Origin of the sequence: Azospirillum sp., from assembly GCF_035627195.1 — a bacterium.
Classification (GTDB): Bacteria; Pseudomonadota; Alphaproteobacteria; order Azospirillales; family Azospirillaceae; genus Azospirillum.
The window spans coordinates 1-19309 of the sequence record NZ_DASPMG010000085.1; the positions used below are offsets into that span (position 1 = coordinate 1).

Annotated in this window: 16 protein-coding genes; 13 read left to right on the forward strand and 3 right to left on the reverse strand. The window is 71.6% G+C overall.

Features of this window, described 5'->3' with window-relative positions; translation table 11 throughout:
* Positions 1-912: response regulator (locus VED21_RS07490; RefSeq protein WP_324881706.1), on the forward strand; the 912-nt coding region annotated here is incomplete at its 5' end.
* A 156-nt stretch (positions 913-1068) separates the two neighbouring features.
* On the opposite strand, the gene VED21_RS07495 is transcribed toward VED21_RS07490, so the two are convergent.
* Positions 1069-1860: a DUF3750 domain-containing protein gene (locus tag VED21_RS07495; protein WP_324881707.1), complete on the reverse strand. Its 792-nt coding sequence runs from the start codon at positions 1858-1860 to the stop codon at positions 1069-1071.
* 209 nt (positions 1861-2069) lie between these two features.
* Here VED21_RS07495 and treZ point away from each other — a divergent pair, with 209 nt between their 5' ends.
* The 4 genes from treZ to bfr all read left to right on the forward strand — a co-directional run bounded on the left by treZ (position 2070) and on the right by bfr (position 9574).
* Positions 2070-3890 carry a malto-oligosyltrehalose trehalohydrolase gene (gene treZ, locus VED21_RS07500; protein WP_324881708.1) on the forward strand — a complete coding sequence of 607 codons (1821 nt, stop codon included), beginning with the start codon at positions 2070-2072 and terminating at the stop codon, positions 3888-3890.
* Positions 3891-3909: 19 nt separating this feature from the next.
* On the forward strand, positions 3910-6111 hold the full coding sequence (gene malQ, locus VED21_RS07505; protein ID WP_324881709.1) for a 4-alpha-glucanotransferase: 2202 nt from the start codon (positions 3910-3912) through the stop codon (positions 6109-6111).
* The gene (treY, locus tag VED21_RS07510; RefSeq protein WP_324881710.1) at positions 6108-9032 is read left to right on the forward strand and encodes a malto-oligosyltrehalose synthase; all 2925 of its coding nucleotides are present in this window, start codon (positions 6108-6110) and stop codon (positions 9030-9032) included. Before malQ ends, treY begins: the two co-directional genes overlap by 4 nt.
* A gap of 65 nt (positions 9033-9097) precedes the next feature.
* A complete protein-coding gene (bfr, locus tag VED21_RS07515) occupies positions 9098-9574 on the forward strand; it encodes a bacterioferritin (RefSeq protein ID WP_324881721.1) in 477 nt (158 codons plus the stop codon).
* A gap of 117 nt (positions 9575-9691) precedes the next feature.
* Here the strand turns inward: bfr and VED21_RS07520 are convergent, their stop codons facing one another.
* Positions 9692-10099 (reverse strand): hypothetical protein, encoded by a 408-nt coding sequence (locus VED21_RS07520; protein WP_324881711.1) that lies wholly within the window; start codon positions 10097-10099, stop codon positions 9692-9694.
* A 350-nt stretch (positions 10100-10449) separates the two neighbouring features.
* Here VED21_RS07520 and VED21_RS07525 point away from each other — a divergent pair, with 350 nt between their 5' ends.
* Complete coding sequence (locus VED21_RS07525; RefSeq protein ID WP_324881712.1) at positions 10450-12096, forward strand: EAL domain-containing protein; 1647 nt, start codon at positions 10450-10452, stop codon at positions 12094-12096.
* Between the two features lie 6 nt (positions 12097-12102).
* On the opposite strand, the gene VED21_RS07530 is transcribed toward VED21_RS07525, so the two are convergent.
* On the reverse strand, positions 12103-12567 hold the full coding sequence (locus VED21_RS07530; protein WP_324881713.1) for a hypothetical protein: 465 nt from the start codon (positions 12565-12567) through the stop codon (positions 12103-12105).
* 501 nt (positions 12568-13068) lie between these two features.
* Here VED21_RS07530 and VED21_RS07535 point away from each other — a divergent pair.
* From VED21_RS07535 to VED21_RS07565, 7 genes are all read left to right on the forward strand, one after another.
* Entirely contained in the window at positions 13069-13233 is a 165-nt protein-coding gene (locus VED21_RS07535) for a Flp family type IVb pilin (RefSeq protein WP_324881714.1), read from the forward strand.
* A 192-nt stretch (positions 13234-13425) separates the two neighbouring features.
* A complete protein-coding gene (locus tag VED21_RS07540) occupies positions 13426-13908 on the forward strand; it encodes an A24 family peptidase (protein ID WP_324881715.1) in 483 nt (160 codons plus the stop codon).
* 12 nt (positions 13909-13920) lie between these two features.
* Positions 13921-14895: a Flp pilus assembly protein CpaB gene (gene cpaB, locus VED21_RS07545; protein ID WP_324881716.1), complete on the forward strand. Its 975-nt coding sequence runs from the start codon at positions 13921-13923 to the stop codon at positions 14893-14895.
* A gap of 7 nt (positions 14896-14902) precedes the next feature.
* The gene (locus VED21_RS07550; RefSeq protein WP_324881717.1) at positions 14903-16294 is read left to right on the forward strand and encodes a type II and III secretion system protein family protein; all 1392 of its coding nucleotides are present in this window, start codon (positions 14903-14905) and stop codon (positions 16292-16294) included.
* An 8-nt stretch (positions 16295-16302) separates the two neighbouring features.
* The gene (locus VED21_RS07555; RefSeq protein ID WP_324881718.1) at positions 16303-16710 is read left to right on the forward strand and encodes a CpaD family pilus assembly lipoprotein; all 408 of its coding nucleotides are present in this window, start codon (positions 16303-16305) and stop codon (positions 16708-16710) included.
* Complete coding sequence (locus VED21_RS07560; protein ID WP_324881719.1) at positions 16711-17937, forward strand: hypothetical protein; 1227 nt, start codon at positions 16711-16713, stop codon at positions 17935-17937.
* Positions 17937-19309 (forward strand): CpaF family protein (locus VED21_RS07565; RefSeq protein ID WP_324881720.1); only part of this gene is annotated, 1373 nt, incomplete at its 3' end. The genes VED21_RS07560 and VED21_RS07565, both read left to right, overlap by 1 nt.

The following is a 19309-nucleotide window of genomic DNA, read 5'->3' on the forward strand; positions in this document are numbered from 1 at the left end:
GCCACGCCCCTGCTGACCAACGCCACGCCCGACCTGCTGCTGGTCGACGTCGACGGGGAGGAGGCGGAGGCGCTGAAGTTCGTGCGCACGCTGCGCAACGAGCCGGGGACGCCCAACCCCTTCGCCTGCGTGATCCTGACCACCTGGGCGCCGACGCCGGTGCTGCTGATGCGCGTCGCCAACACGGGCGCGGACGACCTGCTGGTCAAGCCGGTGTCGCCCAAGCAGGTGCAGGAGCGGGTGACCTCGCTGGTCGAATCGCGCAAGAAGTTCGTGGTGACGGCCGACTACACCGGCCCGGATCGCCGCAAGTCGCCGCGCGACGGCACGCAGGTGCCGTTGCTGGACGTGCCCAACACGCTGCGCCTGAAGGCGATCAACAAGTGGAGCACGGTGGTGCCCCGCAAGATGACGCTGGAGGCGGTGAGCCGCGTCAACGAGCAGAAGCGCCTGCGCGCCAGCGTGCAGGCCGCCTTCCTGATCGAGTTCGCCATGCCCGGCCTGACCCGCACGCCTGTGGACCGCATGGCGGTGGAGCACCTCTGCCGCGTGCCGGCCATGGTGGATGAGCTGCTGCGCCGCCTGCCGGACCTGGGCGACCACACCGCCGTCGACACCGCCGCCCGCGGCCTGAAGAAGATCGTCGAGCACCTGCGCGCGGAGGTCGACGCCGGCACCGTGGACGCCCGCGAGGTGGCGCACGCGCAGGAGCTGTCGCGCCAGCTGATGCAGGCGGCGGACCCGGAACGGCCGCTCGAATCGATGGTGCGGGAGGTGACGGCGGCGGTCGCCGGATACCGGTCGCGCCTGGACCAGATCGCCCAGGCCAAGGCCGCGGAGGCGGCGCGGGCGGCGGGCGGTGGCGCGGCGGCTGCGGCCGGGGCGGAGGTCGAGGCGAAGGCGGGGGCTTGAGTCCCCAAACTTTGGGTGTTGGAGGACTCCGGCCCCCTCCCTAACCCTCCCCCGCTTTGCGGTGGAGGGGACTGCCGCCGCTTCGGCACAAAACCCTCCACCTCGAAGCGGGGGAGGGTGGCTGAGCGTCAGCGAAGCCGGGAGGGGGCCAGCGCCTTACCCCACCTCGTCCGTCGCCGGGGCCGCCGCCGGGGTCACGGTGCCGCGCGGGCGGGCGGGGAGCACGCCGAGGCCCGGCAGCTTCACCGACAGCGTCGACGGCTGCACGCCGAAGGTCATGCCCAGCAGGTTCACCTCCAGCCCCTCCTCGGCGGCCAGCAGGATGCCGACGAGGCCGAACAGGCTGACCTGCCAGCCGGTGCCGCTGGGGGCGCGGGCGAACAGGCTTCCGCCCAGGTAGTCCTTGCCCAGCGCCGTCGCCGGCAGGTCGAGGCGCAGTTCCGGCACCGCGCGGCCGACCCAGGCGGCGAAGGTGTTGCTGTTGGGGCCGGGCCAGACGCGGTAGCGGTCGGCATAGGGGTAGGCGCGCGCCGCCGCGTCGATCTTCGGAATCACGGCGGCCGCCGCGTCGCCGCGCAGTTCGGTCAGCACCACGGGCGCGGCGCCGAACCAGCGGCCGTCCGGGGTGCGGTGGCTGATCGACAGAACCGGCAGGCCGCGGTAGAGGCGCCAGCCGATCACCTCGTACACCGTGTAGTGGGCGGCACCAGCCGGCTTCACCGCGAACCACGGGTGCACGCCGAAGGCGCCGCGCCAGGACACGGCGCGCGCGGCGTAGACCTGAACCACCGGCTCGCGCACGGCCGCCGGGTCGGGGGCGAGGCCGGCCGGGCCGCGGTCGGCGCTGATCCACGCCGGACCGAGCGTCACCGTGCCGGACGCAATCACGAAGGCCGGCCCGGCCAGCAGCAGGACCAGCATCAGCAGCGACAGCCAGAGCACTTTCACGTTACCTCCACAACGCCCCCTTCCGGGCCCCCCTCCTGGGCCCCCCTTCCGGGCACCGCGTATGTAGATGGGGATGGCCCTGTGATCGCGCTGGAACAATCTTTCCGGCAGGCGGATACATTCGTTCGGTGCCAGGGATCATACGCCGGAGCGGGGTGTTGAGGTTCCTGCCACGCTTCATCGGACCACCCCACCACACGCAGGCCAGCATGACCGCGAACGCCCATGCCATGCCGTTCGGCGCCGAGGTGCGGCCGGACGGTTCCGTCCGTTTCCGCCTGTGGGCACCCACCGTCCCGGCGGTGCAGGTCGAGATCGAGGGGGCGGAAAACCTGCCCATGGCGGCGACCGGCGCGGGGTGGTTCGAGTGCGCGACCGACCGCGCGCGGCCGGGGTCGCGCTACCGCTTCGTGCTGCCGGACGGGTTGAAGGTGCCGGACCCGGCGTCGCGCTTCCAGCCCGACGACGTGAACGGGCCGAGCCAGGTCGTGGACCCCGGCGCCTACCGCTGGCAGGCGACGGGCTGGCGCGGGCGGCCGTGGCACGAGGCGGTGCTGTACGAGCTGCACGTCGGCACCTTCACGGCGGAGGGTACGTACCGCGCCGCCATCGCCAAGCTGGACCACCTGAAGGACCTGGGCGTCACGGCGGTGGAGCTGATGCCGCTGTCGGACTTCGCCGGGACGCGCAACTGGGGCTACGACGGGGTGCTGCCGTTCGCGCCCGACGGCGCCTACGGCACGCCGGAGGAGCTGAAGGCGCTGGTCGATGCGGCGCACGCGCGCGGGCTGATGATGTTCCTGGACGTGGTCTACAACCACTTCGGGCCGGAGGGGAACTACCTGCACGCCTACGCCGCGCCCTTCTTCACCGACCGGCACCACACGCCGTGGGGGGCGGCCATCAACGTGGACGGGCAGGGCAGCGCCACGGTGCGCGACTTCTTCATCCACAACGCGCTGTACTGGCTGGAGGAGTACCGCTTCGACGGGCTGCGCTTCGACGCCGTGCACGCCATCATCGACGACAGCGACCGCCGTTTCCTGAACGAACTGGCGGAGCGGGTGCAGGGCACGATCGGGCGGGAGCGGCCCATTCATCTGGTGCTGGAGAACGACGACAACGCGGCGCGCCTGCTGGAGCCGGGGGCGGACCGCTTCACCGCGCAGTGGAACGACGATTACCACCACGTGGCGCACGTGCTGGCGACGGGGGAGAGCGGCGGCTATTACGCGGACTACGCCGGGGATCCGGTGGGCGCCATGGCGCGCGCACTGGCGGAAGGGTTCGTCTACCAGGGCGATCCGTCCCCCTACCGCGACGGGGAGCGGCGCGGCAGCCCCAGCGCGCACCTGCCGCCGCTGGCCTTCGTCAATTTCCTGCAGAACCACGACCAGATCGGCAACCGGGCGCTGGGCGAGCGGCTGGCGGTGCTGGCCGAGCCCAGGCGGCTGCGCGCCCTGGCGACGGTGACGCTGCTGGCCCCGCCGGTGCCCATGCTGTTCCAGGGCGAGGAGTGGGGGGAGCGGCGGCCCTTCAACTTCTTCTGCGACTTCCAGGGCGATCTGGCCGACGCCGTGCGCGAGGGGCGGCGGCGGGAGTTCGCCAAGTTCCCGGAGTTCGTCGACCCGCAGGCCCGCGCGCGCATCCCCGACCCCAACGCGCCCGCCACATTCGAAGGATCGAAACTGGACTGGGACGCGCCGACGCGCGATCCTCATGCCGGGTGGCTGTCCTTCACCCGCGCGCTGCTGCGCACGCGGGCGGCGGAGGTGATGCCGCGGCTGGCCGGCGTGCGGGGCGGCGGTTCCGTCGCGTGGCGGCGGGGGGCGGCGTTCGCCATGGCCTGGACGCTGGGTGACGGCGGCGCGCTGACGCTGTTGGCGAACCTGGGCGACGCGGCGGTTGAAGGTGTGGAGTGCCCGGCGGGCCGGCTGCTGGCGGCCAGCGAGGAGGGCGCCGGGGACGATGTGGCGCACGGCCGCATCGCCGGATGGACGGCGCTGTGGTTCCTGGAAGACGCGCAATGACGAAAGGGAAGTCTTGGGAATGAGCGAACTGAGCCGGTTGGCCGAACGCGTCGGGATCGAGCCGTACTATCACGACATCTGGGGCAACCGGCGGGAGACCTCGCCCGAGACGATGGCGGCGCTGATCTCCGCCATGGGCCTCGCCACCGGCACCGACGCCGAGGTGGCGGAAAGCCTGCGCGCGGTCGAGGAGCGCGCGTGGCGCCGCCTGCTGCCGCCGGTGCAGGTGCAGGACGAGGGCGCCTTTCCGTCCGTCGCCGTCGCCGCCCCGGCCGGGCTGGACGACGCCACGCTGGTGTGGACCCTGCATGAGGAGGGCGGGGCGGAGCGCCGGGGCGAGACGCCCCTCGGCGCGCTGCCGCTGGACGGCACCACGACGCTGGATGGTGCTGCGTTCGAGCGGCGCACGCTGGCGCTGCCCGACCGGCTGCCCATGGGCTACCACACGCTGTCGGTCGAGGTGCGGCCGGTGGGGATCGGCGGCGGGTTGCGCGGTTCGACGACGCTGATCGTGGCGCCGCAGCGCGGCGTGCTGCCGCAGGACGTGACCGACGGGCACAAGCTGTGGGGCATCGGGCTGCAGCTCTACGCGCTGAAGAGCAACGACGACTGGGGCATGGGCGACTTCGACGACCTCGCCCGCTTCGCCGAGACGGCGGCCGGGCTGAAGGCGGATCTGGTCGGGCTCAACCCGCTGCACGCGCTGTTCCCGGCCGATCCCAACCACTTCAGCCCCTATTCGCCGTCCGACCGGCAATTCCTGAACGTCTTCTACATCGACCCGGAAGCGGTGCCGGAGTTCGGGCGTTGCGAGGCGGCGCAGGCTATCGTGGCGTCCGACGCGTTCCGCCGCGATCTGGCATCCGCGCGGGCGGCGGAGCTGGTGGACTACCCGGCGGTGGCGCGGCTGAAGACGCCGGTGCTGGAGGCGCTGTACCCCGCCTTCCGCGCCGCCAACCTGACGGAGGGCGACGTCAGCCCGCGCGGGCTGGCCTTCCGCGCCTTCCAGCGGGAGATGGGGGCGGACCTGCGCCGCCATGCGATCTTCAACGCGCTGCACGAGCGTTTCTACGGCGAGGACCCGAACCGCTGGATGTGGCAGACGTGGCCGGAGGAGTTCCGCCGGCCCGACAGCGCCGCCGTCGAGGCCTTCGCCCGCGACCAATTGGAGCGCGTGGAGTTCTTCGAGTTCCTGCAGTTCGAGGCCGACCGCCAGCTGGGCGAGGCGGCGGCGCGCGGGCGCCGGGCCGGGCTGTCGGTGGGCTTCTACCGTGACCTGGCGGTGGCGGTGCACCCCGGCGGGGCGACGGCGTGGGCCGATCCCGGCTGTCTGGTGCAGGGCGCCAACGTCGGGGCACCCCCCGACCAGTTCAACATGAAGGGGCAGAACTGGGGTTTGGCGCCGCTGTCCCCGGTGGGGTTGCGGGAGGCGGCGTACGCCCCCTTCATCGCCGCCGTGCGCGCCAACATGCGCCACGCCGGGGCGCTGCGCATCGACCACGTGATGGCGCTGAAGCACCTGTTCTGGATTCCGGCCAACGGGGGCGACGGCGCGTACGTCGAATACCCGTTCGAGGACCTGCTGCGCATCGTGGCGCTGGAATCGCGCCGGCAGCGCTGTGTCGTCATCGGCGAGGATCTGGGCACGGTGCCCGATGGCTTCCGCCCGGCCATGCAGAAGGCGGGCGTGCTGAGCTACCGCGTGCTGTACTTCGAACGCGACGGGGAGGGCGGCTTCCTGGCGCCGTCGGCGTACCCGGAGGCGGCGATGGTCACGCTGACCACGCACGACCTGCCGACCTTCCGCGGCTTCTGGACGGCGCATGACCTGGAGTGGCGCCAGCGCCTGGACCTCTATCCCAACGACGCGGCGCGGGACAAGGACGCCTGGGACCGCGGCGTCGACCGCTGGCGGCTGCTGCAGGCGCTGGGGCGCGAGGGGCTGAAGCCGGCGAGCTATCCGACCGACGACGGCGCGCAGCCGTGGTCGCGGGAACTGGCGGAAGCGGCGCACCGTTATCTGGCCAAGACACCCGGAGGGATCGCGATGGTGCAGATCGAAGACGCGCTCGGCGAGACCGAGCAGCCAAACCTGCCCGGCACCGTCGACCAGCATCCCAACTGGCGGCGGCGGCTGAGCAAGGACCTGGAGGCCATCGCCGGCGACGCCGACGTGCGCTCGCTCGCCGCCGCCGTCACCGCCGCGCGCGAGGGCCGATGACGGGAGCCCTCGCCGTTCCCCGCGCCACCATCCGCCTGCAGTTCACGAAGGACTTCACCTTCGAACGGGCGGCGGAGCTGGCGCCGTACTTCGCCGCACTGGGCGTCAGCCACGTCTACGCCTCGCCCTTCCTGAAGGCGCGCGCGGGGTCGACGCACGGCTACGACATCACCGACCACGCCCAGTTCAACCCGGAGGTCGGCGACGCGGCCACCTTCGACGCGTTCGTCGCGGCGCTGCACCAACACGGGCTGGGCCTGATCCTGGACTTCGTGCCCAACCACATGGGGGTGGGCGCCAACGACAACCCGTGGTGGCTGGACGTTCTGGAGTGGGGGCCGGCGTCGCCCTTCGCGCCGTTCTTCGACATCGACTGGAGCCCGCCGGAGACCAACCTGCACGGCAAGGTGCTGCTGCCCTTCCTGGGCGACCAGTACGGCGCGGTGCTGGAGCGCGGCGAGCTGCAGCTGAAGTTCGACGCGGAGCGCGGAGCGTTCAGCGTGTGGTACTGGTCGCACCGTTTCCCCGTGGCCGTGCGCAACTACCCGCGCCTGCTGAAGCCCGCGCGCGACGCGCTTGGCGACAAGGGGGCGGCGCTGGACGCGCTGATCGCCGCCTTCGCGGGGCTGGGCGGCGGCGTGCGCACGGTGCAGCGGCAGGCGGCGGTGCATCGCGAGGCGGAGGAGCTGCGCGCGCAGCTGGCCGCGCTCGTGGCCGCCGATGCGGGCGTGGGGGACGCCATCGAGGACGCGGTGGCGGCGATCAACGGCCGCGCGGGCGAGCCCGACAGCTTCCAGGCGCTGCACGAGCTGCTGGAGGAGCAGAACTACCGCGTCGCCTACTGGCGGGTGGCGGCGGACGAGATCAACTACCGCCGCTTCTTCGACATCAACGATCTGGCCGGCCTGCGCATCGACCGGCCGGAGGCGTTCGAGCTGGCGCACCAGCTGGTCTTCCGCTTGATCGGCGAGGGCAAGCTGCAGGGGCTGCGGCTCGACCACGTGGACGGGCTGTACGATCCGGTCGGCTATTTCGAGAAGCTGCAGGACCGTGCGGCCTACCTGACGCTGCGCCCCGGCGCGCCGGCCATGCCCGAGGTGCCGGGCCTGCGGCTGCGCCAGCCGTTCTACGTGGTGGTGGAAAAGATCCTGGCGCACCACGAGACGCTGCGCGAGGACTGGCCGGTGGCCGGCACCACCGGGTACGAGTTCATGAACCTCGTGGGCGGCCTGTTCGTCGATTCCGGCAACGAAGCCGCGATGACCGAGGTCTACCACCGCTTCATCCGCCGCGAGGTGGATTTCGAGAAGCTGGTGGTGGAGACCAAGCGCAAGATCATCCAGTCCAGCCTGTCCAGCGAGCTGCACGTGCTGGCCGGCCAGCTGCACCGGCTGGCGCAGCAGAGCTGGAACACCCGCGACTTCACGCTGACCGGCATCCGCCGGGCGCTGGCCGACGTGGTGGCCTGCCTGCCGGTCTACCGCACCTACGTGACGGCGGAGCGTGGCGTGGACGAGGTGGACCGCCGGTACCTGGACTGGGCGATCGGCCGGGCGCGCAAGATGGCGGGGGCGGCCGACGCGTCGGTGTACGACTTCCTGCTGGCGGCGCTGAGCACCGATGTCGGGCGTGAGGGGGCACGCGGCGGGCAGCGCGGCTACAACCCGGAGGACGTGGTGCACGTCGCCATGAAGGCGCAGCAGTTCTCCGGCCCCGTCATGGCCAAGGCGCTGGAGGACACGGCCTTCTACCGGTACTTCCGCCTGATCAGCCTGAACGAGGTGGGCGGGGAGCCCGGACGCTTCGGCACCAGCGTGTCGGCCTTCCACCACGTGAACCACGAGCGGCTGAGGCGCTTCCCCTTCAATATGCTGGCCACCGCCACGCACGACCACAAGCGCGGCGAGGACACCCGTGTCCGCATCTCCGTCCTGTCCGAGATGCCGGAGCGGTGGGAGGTGCTGGTGCGCCGCTGGCAGCGCATGAACCGTTTCAAGAAGCGCGAGATCGAGGGTGCCGCCGCCCCCGGCCGCAACGACGAGTACATGCTGTACCAGACGCTGGTGGGGGCGTGGCCGCTGGACCTGACCTGGCCGTCGGGCGAGGGGCTGAAGGCGTTCTGCGAGCGGGTCTGCGCGTACATGACCAAGGCGGTGCGCGAGGCCAAGGTGCGCTCCTCCTGGGCGTCGCCGAACGCGGACTATGAGAACGCGCTGGACCGCTTCGTGCACGGGCTGCTGGATTCGGAGCGCAGCGCGCCCTTCCTGGCGGAGCTGATGGACCTGCTGGACACGGTGGCGCCGGTGGGGGCGGTGAACGGGCTGGCGCAGACGCTGCTGCGCATCACGGCACCCGGCGTGCCGGACCTGTACCAGGGCACGGACTTCTGGGACCTCAGCCTCGTCGATCCGGACAACCGCCGGCCGGTGGACTACGCCGCGCGCCGGCACGCGCTGGACGCCGTCGGTGAGCAGGGGGATGGGGCGGCGCTGCTGAAGGACTGGCGCGACGGGCGGATCAAGCAGTTCGTCGTCGCCCGCGCGCTGGCCCTGCGCCAGCGGGAGCCGCTGCTGTTCGCGCTGGGCGACTACCGGGCGGTGGAGGTGGTGGGGGAGCACGCCGAGCGGGTGGTCGCCTTCCTGCGCCGCGACGCGTCGGGCTTCGCGCTGGTGGTGGCGCCGCGCCTCGTGCTGCCGCTGATGAAGGGCGTGACCGTGCCGCTGCCGCCGGCCGAGGCGTGGGGGGACACCACGCTGATGCTGCCCGAACTGCCATCGGCAACCGCGCCGGTGGACGCCTTCACCGGCCGCGCCGTGCCGCTGCCGGCGGACGGCGAGTTGCGGGTCGCCGACCTGCTGGACCGCTTCCCGCTGGCGCTGCTGCACGCCACCCTGGCCGGGGCGGGCGAGAAAGGGGCTTGATCGGGCGGTGCGCGCGCCGCAGGTTGGGGACGGGCCCTAAGGGGCTGGACAACACGGGGGACATGATGAAGGGCGATCCGTCGGTGATCCGGCACCTGAACGCCATCCTCACCAACGAACTGACGGCGGTGAACCAGTACTTCCTGCACGCGCGCATCCTGAAGAACTGGGGCCTGACGCGGATCGCCCACAAGGTCTACGAGGAATCCATCGGCGAGATGAAGCACGCCGACAAGCTGATCGAGCGGATCCTGTTCCTGGAAGGGCTGCCGAATCTTCAGGACCTGCACAAGCTGAAGATCGGCGAGGATCTGCCGGAGATGCTGACCGCCGACCTGGGGATCGAGTCGCACAACCGCGGCCTGCTCCAGATCGCCATCGCCGACTGCGAGACTCTGCGCGACTTCCAGACCCGCGCGATCTTCCAGGAGATCCTGGAGGACACCGAGGAGCACATCGAGTGGATCGGGCGGCAGCTCGACCTCATCCAGCGCATCGGCCTGCAGGCGTACCAGCAGGAACAGATGAACGGCGAGGAGTGAGCCGGAGACCGTAGGTTGGGTTGAGCGCAGCGAAAACCCAACATTGCCTGCCCGGCGAACGCGTTGGGTTTTCGCCTGCGGCTCAACCCAACCTACGAAGCCACGAAGCGAGACCGCTTACACGCTGACGCGGCTGACCAGCGGTTCGTTCGGGCCGGAGTCGGCGCGGCGGTAGGCCTGGATGGCGGACTGCCACGGCTCGATGTGAAGGCCGGGGCCGACCGCCTCCTGCGCGATGCTCTGCGTGACGAAGCCGGTCGTCGGGCCGGCGCTCAGCGGCACCGGGGTGGCCGTCACCGGGCCGGCGTCGGAACCGCCACCGGCCACGACGGCGGTGCCGCCGTCCGTTCCGCCGGCGCCGCGCGCCGTGCCGCGGGCGGTGGAGCCGGAGGCCCGGCCGCCGCGTTGGACGGCATCCTCGGTCTGCTCGACGCCGGTCTGCTCGATGTCGTCGCGGCGGCGGCCCTGCTGTTGCCCCTCGCCGGGGATCGGCTTGACCGGGGTCACCGCGATCGCGTCCGACATGAGCATCTGCTTCAGCCTCGCCACGCCCGACGGGCCGGACGACGCGGTCGTCATCGATGGCGGGGGAAGGGCGGGGATGAGGCTCACGGGGCGGGCGGCGGTTCGGGTGAAAGGGGTGTGGGCATCATCACCCTACGCGCGGCAGGGTTGGCGGAACGTTAATTTGCCGCCTTGCCGGGGTCGTTTGTCGTTACATTTTAGCTTAATGCACTTTAAACCATCCTGCCATAGCGTGGATGGCGGATGCAGGACGTCCGTCCGCGGCACCCGAATCGGAGAGTGCGGCGGGGTGGAAGGAAACGGATATGGCGGGCCTTACGGCCGATGAAGCGTCCGCGCGGGATGCGGTGATGGCGGCGGCCCTGGCCGTGGAGGTCCTGGCCGCGGCCGGCGGCGCCGTCTACGCATGGGATTTGGCCAGCGACGCGGTGGCGTGGGCCGGCGAGGCGCCCCCGGCGCCGACCGGGGCGGCGTGGCGCGCGCTGGTGCACCCCGAAGACCGCGCGCGGCGCGACGCGGCGCTGGCGGCGCACCGGGCGGACGGGACGGCCTTCGACTGCGACTATCGCCTGTGCCTGCCGGACGGCACCGTTCGCAGGGTGAGCGAACGGGGGCGCGTGGAGCACGGTGGCGACGGCGCGCCGTGCCGGATGCGGGGCCTTTTGCAGGACGCCGGGGCGGCGCACCGCGACTCGATGACCGGGCTGCCCGACCGCCGCCGGCTGCGCGACGCGCTGGCCAAGGCCATGGGCGGCGGCGCGCCGGCGTACCTCGCCATCGGCATCGACCGGCTGGGCCTCGTCAACGAGGCCATCGGGCACGCCGCGGCCGACGCCGTGGTGGTGGAGGTGGCGCGGCGCATCGCCGGTGCCGTGCGCGGCGGCGACACGGTGGGGCGGCTGGGCGGCGACCTGTTCGGTGTGCTGCTGCCGCACTGCCCCGAGGCGTTCATGCCGCGCGTCGCGCAGACGCTGCTGAGCGCCGTGCGGGCGGAGCCGGTGGCGACACCGGCCGGGCCGGTGCACGTGACCGTGTCGATCGGCGGACTTGTCGCCGGCGGCAATGGGGCGGGCGATGGGGCGGGTGATGCCGCCACGGCGATGACGCGCGCCGAGACGGCGCTGCAGGAGGCCAAGCGCCAGGGGCGCGACGGCTTCTGGCCGCACGCGGCCATCAGCCCGCAGCAGGGCGCGTTGCGAGCCGGCATGCCGATGGTGCAGCGGGTGCGCGCGGCGCTGCACGGCGGCGACCTGCATTTCGCCTTCCAGCCGGTGGTGGAGGCGGCGGGCGGCGTGGCCTTCTACGAATGCCTGCTGCGCATCACCGGTGCCGACGGCGGCACGCAGGGCGGCACGCTGACGGCCGGCGACTTCATGCCGGCGGTCGAGCGGCTGGGCATGGCGCGGCGACTCGACCACCACACGCTGGCCATGGCGGTGCGCGAACTGGAGGCGCACCCGGAGGTGCGACTCGCGGTCAATATGTCCGCCGCGACGACGACGGACGGAAGCTGGCTGGCGGCGCTGCACGGGATGATCGGCGGGCGGACGGACATGGCGCGACGGCTGATCGTCGAGATCACCGAGACCGCCGCCATCGAGGACCTGGAGGAGACCGCGCGCTTCGTCGGCATCGTCCGGGCGCTGGGCTGCCGGGTGGCGCTGGACGACTTCGGCGCCGGCTACCTGTCCTACCGGCACCTGAAGGCGCTGCCGGTGGACATCGTCAAGATCGACGGGTCCTTCGTGCAGGAGATGGAGCGCGAGCGCGACGCGCTGCTGTTCATCCGCAGCGTGCTGGGGCTGGCCGAGGGGTTCGGCCTGACGACCGTGGCGGAAGGGGTGGAAAGCGCCGGCCACGCCGCGGCGCTGCGGCACGAAGGGGTGCGCCTGCTGCAGGGCCACCATTTCGGCGCGCCCAGCCTGGAACGGCCCTGGATGCAATCGGTGGGGCCGGAGCCGGTGGGGCTGAAGGCGGCGCGCCGGGCGGCGGAGTAGCGGAACCTACAGCGTCGGGCGGCGGGTGATGGCGGCCGACTCGCCGCGGACGGAGCGGCGGACGACCGAGCGGGCCTCCACCACCATGTCGCCGTAGCCGAGCAGGCGCAGGAACGTGGCCTGCACCTTCGCGGTGCCGCGCACCGTCAGCGTGCCGCTCTGCGGGTCGTCGGCGATGGCCAGCGGGGCCGCCTCCGCACCCAGGAAGCCGGGCGGGAAGGCGCTGTCGAAGAACTTGCGGATGTGGCCGTGGCGCTGGTCCTCGAACAGGATGCGGCCGCCGGCCAGCGCCGCCTCGTCCACCGCGCGGGTCAGGCGTGCCTGCACCATGTAGCCGCGCACCGCGTCGACCCCGGCCGCCGCGGCGCCGGTCAGCCCGACCGCCGTCAGCAGGCCGACGGCGATGGCGATCCGGCGCGCCGAGCGCCGGGGCATGGGCTGCCCGTACGGCCCCGGATAGTACATGGTCATGGCCGCCCCCAGGAATCTGCGTTGCAGTGAAGTTAACCGCGTCCTCTCTCGTCGTCTGGGTCATAGGCCCTGGCGACTTGCGGATCAATCTATTGCCTAAGAGGTGGTATGATCAAGGTGAATTGCTGAGACATCTATCACTTGGATAGTACTTCCGCTTCGTTCACGATTCGCCCCGGCATTCGAATCGGAATGGTTCGAAATTCGAATTAATTCTCCCCGAAAGCGCCACCGCTTCGCCGCGACTGTGCCAGCGGTTCGTTGATGAATCCCTGGCAAGGCGCAGTCATTATCCGAACATCTTGCGGGCGCATCGTGTGACAAAAAGAGGGCGAAAAGAGGCGTAAAACACATTTACTTGTCAAAATCGGGTTTTGTCTTCGAATTATCGCCGTCTTAACTGCTTGTTAATAATTGAGACGTTTAATGGGCTCATCGCCACGAGCGATCGATCTTCCGAACCAAGACCGATCCGACCCAATCGACCCTTTGGAGGCTCCCATGCGTACCATCCGCGCTCTGCTGAAGAACGACTCCGGCGCCACCGCCATCGAATACGCGCTGCTGATCGCCGGTGTCGCCATCGCGCTGACCGGCGCCCTGGGCCTGTTGAGCGGCAACATCGCCACCCTGGTCACCCGCGTCGGCACCCTCCTGACCACCTGATCGATCGGGCGAGGGCGCCGGCGAAGGCCGCACGGCCAAGCGGCCGTAAGCCGGCGCCGTTGGGTCGGCATCCGGGACGGGGCATCCTGCCGCCGTCCCGGATGGACCCGGGTTCCTGAAGCGACACGTTCCCCCGCACGGCCGCACCAAGAAAAACAACGCGGCCACGACAGCCAATATTTGGGGGATGACATGACCATCCTTCCCTTCGTTCTTGCCGCCGCGGCGGCTCTTTTCGTTTTCGCGGCCGTCGGCGACGTTCGCCGCTACCGGATTCCGAACGCCTTCAGCCTGGGGCTGGCGGCGCTGTTCGGCGTTTATGCCTTTCTGACCCCGGCCGGGCTGTCGTGGCCGGGACACCTGATGGCCGGCGCCGCCGCCTTCGCGGCGGGCGCCGGCCTTTTTTACGTGGGCGCCATGGGCGGCGGCGACGTGAAGCTGCTGGCCGCCGCCGCGCTGTGGGCGGGGCCGCAGGGGATGGCCGACCTGCTGATGGTCGTGGCGGTCGCGGGCGGCGTGGTGGCGCTGGCGATGCTGGCCGCCGTCCGCCTGTCGCGCGCGCCGGCCACGGCGCCGTCGGGCGAGCCGGCGCCGTCGGCCGCGCGGCAGCGGGTTCCCTACGGCGTGGCCATCGCGGCCGGCGGGCTGTGCTCGCTCGCCGCGCTTGCTGTTTGAGGAGATGACGCCATGTCGGTCCGCAAGATCATCCTCGTCCTGCTGGCGCTGGTGATCGCCGGCGGCACGGTGCAGGTCACCCGCACGCTGATCCGCCAGAGCCGGCCGGTGCCGGAGCAGGCGAACGCGCCCGAGCCGCCGAAGCCGCTGCGCGTCCTGGTCGCCGCCGCCGACATGCCGGCCGGCACGCTGGTGCAGCCGGGGCAGCTGCGCTGGCGCGCGTGGCCGCAGGACGACGGCGTCGCCCGGATCTACGCCGTCGAAGGCCAGCGCACCGCCGAGGAATTCGCGGGCGCCGTGGTCCGCCAGGGCATCCGCGCGGGCGAGCCGATCGTCGACGGGCGCGTGGTGAAGCCGGGCGAGCGCGGCTTCCTGGCCGCCGTGCTGACGCCGGGCATGCGCGCCGTGTCGATCGCCGTCAACGGCGTCACCGGCGTCGCCGGCTTCATCTTCCCCGGCGACCGCGTCGACGTCATCCTGACGCAGGCCCTGGGCCGGTACGAGGACATCGACAAGGACCGCCGCGCCAGCGAGACGGTGCTGCGCGACGTGCGCGTGCTGGCGCTCGACCAGCGCAACAACGACCAGAAGGGCGAGGTGAAGACGGCGCAGACCGCCACGCTGGAGGTCACGCCCCGGCAAGCGGAGGCGGTCGCCGTCGCCGCCCAGATGGGGGCGCTGTCGCTGAGCCTGCGCAGCCTCGCCAAGCCGGGCGAGGGGGTGGAGATGGCGGCGGCCGACGGAACGACGGCCAGCGACGCGGTGCCGGCCGCACCCACCCACACCATCACCTGGGACAGCGACATCAGCCTGGGGCTTGGCGCCAACCTGGGCGCCAACCCGGGCGTTGCGGCTGGCGGAACCGCATCGGCCGCGCCGCCGATGCCCTCTCCCGAAAGTACCCCGAGCGGAAGTGGTGCCGCGATGGTAAAAGTACAGGTCGTCCGTGGGTCCACCGCCACGGAGCAAACCTTCTCACCGAGGTAGGTCGACCATGCGGCGCATCCTGTCCTGTTTCGTCGTGCTGATTCTGGCCTGTGTCGCCCTGGGGGCCGTCCCCGCGGCGGCGCAGGACGCGTCCGTCCTGCGCCTGGAGCAGGACAAGGGGCAGATGGTGCGCCTGCGTCAGGCGGCCTCCTCCGTCTTCATCGCCAACCCCGACATCGCCGACCTGCAGGTCATGTCGCCGACCATGGTCTACGTCTTCGGCAAGAAGCCGGGCGAGACGTCGCTGATGGCGGTGAACGGCGGCGAGCAGATGGTCGCCAACCGGCGCGTCATCGTCACGCCGAACCTCAGCGGCTTGGAGCGCGCGCTGCGCGAGCGGCTGCCGAACCGGCAGGTGACCGTGTCGTCGGTGGACGGCGCGGTGGTGTTGAGCGGCAACGTCGCCAACGCCACCGAGGCCGAGGACGCGCGCCGCATCGCCGCGCGCTACGTCCCGGCCGAGCAGGGCGAGATCCTGAACCGGCTGACCGTCACCGGCTCCACCCAGATCATGCTGCGGGTGCGGGTGTCGGAGGTGAACCGCTCCATCCGCGAGGATTTCGGTTTCAACTGGGAGGCGCTGGGGGCGCTGGGCTCGCACTACTTCATCGGGCTGGCGACCGGCGTGACGGACGTCGTCACCGGCACCAACGCGGCGGGGGCGCTGACCGGCTTCACCCGCACGCCGGACCAGATGAACGCGCTGTTCCGCTACAAATCCTCGCGCTGGGACATCAACGGGCTGATCGACGCGATGGCGAGCGACGGCCTGATCACCATCCTGGCCGAGCCGAACCTGGTGTCGGCGTCCGGCGAGACGGCCAGCTTCCTGGCCGGCGGCGAGTTCCCCATCATCGTCCCGCAGGACAACAACCGCGTCACCATCGAGTTCAAGCCCTTCGGCGTGTCGCTGGCCTTCACCCCCACCATGCTGAGCAACGAGCGCATCAGCATGCGCGTGCGCCCGGAGGTGAGCGAACTGGACTTCGCCAACGGCATCCAGGTCAACCAGTTCGTCATCCCGGCGCTGCGCACGCGCCGCGCCGAGACGACCATCGAGCTGGGCAGCGGCCAGAGCTTCGCCATCGCCGGCCTGCTGCAGAACAACCTGAACGAGACGATCGACAAGTTCCCCGGCCTGGGCGACATCCCGATCCTGGGCACGCTGTTCCGCTCGTCCCGCTTCCAGCGCAACGAGAGCGAGCTGGTCATCATCGTCACACCCTACGTGGTGCGCCCGGCGTCGGGGCCGTCGCAGCTGTCGGCGCCGACCGACGGCTTCTCGCCGGCGCCGTTCCTCGACCGCGTGCTGTTCGGCCGCCAGACGCAGCCCGGACCCGGCCCGCGTCCGCCCGCGCAGCTGAAGCTGAGCGGCCCCGTCGGCTACGTCGTGGAATGAGGTGGGCCATGCGCACGCTGATCACCCGCACGCTGATCACTCCTCTGCTGCTTATGTCGCTGGCCGCCTGCACGCAGAACGCGGTGGAGCAGCCCTATGACCCGGTCGTGCTGGCGCCGGCCGCCGGCAACCCCGACCGTCTGGTCGCCGTCCCGCCGGAATGCGGGCCGACGCCGACCACGGTGCCGACCATGAACGTGAACGCGTGGCACAACACCCAGTTCGGCATGGGCTGCTCGCAGTCGCGCAACCTGGGCGTCCTGGTGGAGGAGCCGCGTGACCTGCTGACCGGCCGCCGCACCGGGCCGCCGGACGCGCAGCGCGAGGCGGCCGCCGTCGAGCGCTGGCGCAAGGGTGAGGAAAAGCCGATCCGGCCCCCGGGTGCGGGGTATCCGGGGTCGGCGGGAGCAAAATAGATGTCTGGTGTGGTGACGCTCTTCAAAGGTTCGCCCGAGACGCCGGCCGGCGACTCGTTCCTCGCCTTCGTCGCGGACGAGGACTCCTATCAGGTGGCGCGCGCGGTGGCCGGGGAGATGGGCTGGTCCGGCGCCGCCGTGCAGCGTGGCGGGGCGGGCGACGTGCTGGAGATGCTCGGCCACGACCTGCCGCCGCCCAAGCTGCTGCTGGTGGACCTGGACGGTACCGCCAACCCCTTCGCCACGGTTGCCAAGCTGGCCTCCATGGCCGGGCCGGACACGAGGCTGGTCGGCCTGGGCAGCGCCAACGACATCGACCTGTACCGCGACCTGATCTCGGCCGGGGCATCCGATTATCTGGTGAAGCCCCTGGCGCCGGAGGCGCTGCACCACGTCATCCGCCAAGCCAAGCAGACGCCGCGCCGCGCCCAGCCGCAGGAGACGCAGCCCGGCCGGCTGATCGTCGTGGTCGGCGTGCGCGGCGGGGTGGGGGCCAGCACGGTGGCGGTCAACACCGCGTGGCTGATGGCGCACGAACTGAAGCGCAAGACGGCGCTGCTCGACCTCGACCTGCACTTCGGCACCGACACGCTGGCGCTGGACCTGGAGCCGGGACGCGGCCTGCGCGAGGCGCTGGAGACGCCCAACCGGCTGGACAGCCTGCTGGTCGCCAGCTCCATGGTGACGGAGAGCGACCGGCTGTCCGTCCTTGGCGCCGAGGAGCCGCTGGAGGAAAGCGTGTCCTTCGGCCCGGCGGCGCTGGGCGCCCTGCTGGAGGAACTGCGCGGCACGCACGAGGTGGTGGTGGTCGACATGCCCCGCCACCTGCTGCCGGCCAACCGGCCGGTGCTGGGATCGGCCGAGCAGGTGGTGCTGGTGTCGGAGCTGTCGCTGGCCGGCATCCGCGACACCGCGCGCATGATGCAGGTGATCAAGGTGCTGGGCGGGCCGGCCTGCGTGGTGGTGGCCAGCCGGGCCGGCGGGTCGCGCAAGCCGCAGGTCGATCAGGCGACGTTCGAGAAGGGAATCGGCGCCAAGGTCGCCCATCTGGTGCCGGACGAGGACAAGACGGTCGCCGCCGCCACCAACCAGGGCAAGGCGGTGGCGCAGCTTTCCCCCGCGTCGGCGGTGGTGAAGGCGCTGCGCGGGCTGGCCATGCAGATGGCGGACGCCCAGGCGCCGGTGAAGAAGGGCCTGCTGGGCTGGTTCAAGAAGGACGGTGCGTGATGCTGTGCGGCACCCTGTGCGGCATGCGGGGGAGCGGCGGCCCGAGCATGGCGCCGGACGGCCGCGGGTCCGGGGACCTGACCGGCGGCTTGTCGGCCATGCGCGACCATTACATGCCGGAACTGGCGCGGCGCATCGATCCGGCGCGCGCCGCCACCATGCCGCGCGGCGAGGTCGCGCGCGAGGTGAAGACCGTCCTGCACGAGCTGCTGGCGCGCGACCGCCAGCAGCTGAACCTCCTCGACCAGCGCGACCTCGTCACGCTGTGCATCAACGGGCTGCTGGCCAAGCGCCCGGTCGACCATGCGGAGGTGCTGGCCGCCGTCCGCTCCGTCGTCGTGCCGCTGCCGCTGCGCCGGGAGGAGGACGTGGCGCCGGCCGCCACGGCGACCGAGCCGCCGGCCGTGGCGCCGGCCCGGACGCCCGCGCGCGTGCCGGACCCGGAGCCGCCCGCACCGCCGGTGGCACCCCCAGCGGTGCCGCCGTCCATCTCGGCCATCCTGCGCGCGGTGGGCACGCCGACCACGCCGCAGGGCTTCCCGCCGCAGCTGTTCCCCCAGCCCTTCGCCGCCGACGCCGACCATGAGCCGGAGCCGGAGGCGAAGCCGGCCGAGGCGCCGGCCCGCGCCGCCACGGCCAACCGCGCCACCATCGACCAGGCCAAGGACCGCGTCCAGCCGCTGCTGCTGGAGCGCATCGACACCGCCGCCGCCGCCGCGCTGAGCCGGGCGGAGCTGACGCGCGACGTGGGCGACATCGTGCACGACCTGCTGCTGGAGCAGCGGCTGCAGCTGAACCTGACCGAGCGGCAGGAACTGGTCGAGCGCATCCTCGACGACATGCTGGGCCTGGGGCCGCTGGAGCCGCTGCTGGCGGACGAGGCGGTCACCGACATCATGGTGAACGGCCCCAAGCAGGTGTACGTGGAGCGCAAGGGGAAGCTGGAACTGACCGAGGTGCAGTTCCGCGACAACGCGCACGTCATGGCCATCGCCACGCGCATCGTCACCGCCGTGGGCCGCCGCATCGACGAGAGCACGCCCATCTGCGACGCGCGCCTTGCCGACGGCAGCCGCGTCAACGTCATCGCCCCGCCGCTGGCCATCGACGGCACCTCCATCTCGATCCGCAAGTTCTCCAAGAAGAAGATCACGCTCGACGTCATGGCGCGGCAGGAGAACGTCTCGGCCGCCATGTGCACGGTCCTGAAGATCGCCGCGCGCTGCCGGCTGAACATCCTGATCTCCGGCGGCACGGGGTCGGGCAAGACGACGCTGCTGAACGCGCTGTCTCAGCTGATCGACCATACCGAGCGCATCGTCACCATCGAGGACGCGGCCGAGCTGCAGCTCCAGCAGCCGCACGTGGTGCG

Coding starts and splice junctions, on each gene's coding strand:
- VED21_RS07555 (WP_324881718.1), top strand. CDS start 16,303: ATGCGCACGCTGATCACCCGCACGCTGATCACTCCTCTGCTGCTTATG.
- malQ (WP_324881709.1), top strand. CDS start 3,910: ATGAGCGAACTGAGCCGGTTGGCCGAACGCGTCGGGATCGAGCCGTAC.
- VED21_RS07520 (WP_324881711.1), bottom strand. CDS start 10,099: ATGTCGGACGCGATCGCGGTGACCCCGGTCAAGCCGATCCCCGGCGAG.
- VED21_RS07535 (WP_324881714.1), top strand. CDS start 13,069: ATGCGTACCATCCGCGCTCTGCTGAAGAACGACTCCGGCGCCACCGCC.
- cpaB (WP_324881716.1), top strand. CDS start 13,921: ATGTCGGTCCGCAAGATCATCCTCGTCCTGCTGGCGCTGGTGATCGCC.
- VED21_RS07525 (WP_324881712.1), top strand. CDS start 10,450: ATGGCGGCGGCCCTGGCCGTGGAGGTCCTGGCCGCGGCCGGCGGCGCC.
- bfr (WP_324881721.1), top strand. CDS start 9,098: ATGAAGGGCGATCCGTCGGTGATCCGGCACCTGAACGCCATCCTCACC.
- VED21_RS07550 (WP_324881717.1), top strand. CDS start 14,903: ATGCGGCGCATCCTGTCCTGTTTCGTCGTGCTGATTCTGGCCTGTGTC.
- VED21_RS07560 (WP_324881719.1), top strand. CDS start 16,711: ATGTCTGGTGTGGTGACGCTCTTCAAAGGTTCGCCCGAGACGCCGGCC.
- VED21_RS07540 (WP_324881715.1), top strand. CDS start 13,426: ATGACCATCCTTCCCTTCGTTCTTGCCGCCGCGGCGGCTCTTTTCGTT.
- treZ (WP_324881708.1), top strand. CDS start 2,070: ATGACCGCGAACGCCCATGCCATGCCGTTCGGCGCCGAGGTGCGGCCG.
- VED21_RS07530 (WP_324881713.1), bottom strand. CDS start 12,567: ATGACCATGTACTATCCGGGGCCGTACGGGCAGCCCATGCCCCGGCGC.
- treY (WP_324881710.1), top strand. CDS start 6,108: ATGACGGGAGCCCTCGCCGTTCCCCGCGCCACCATCCGCCTGCAGTTC.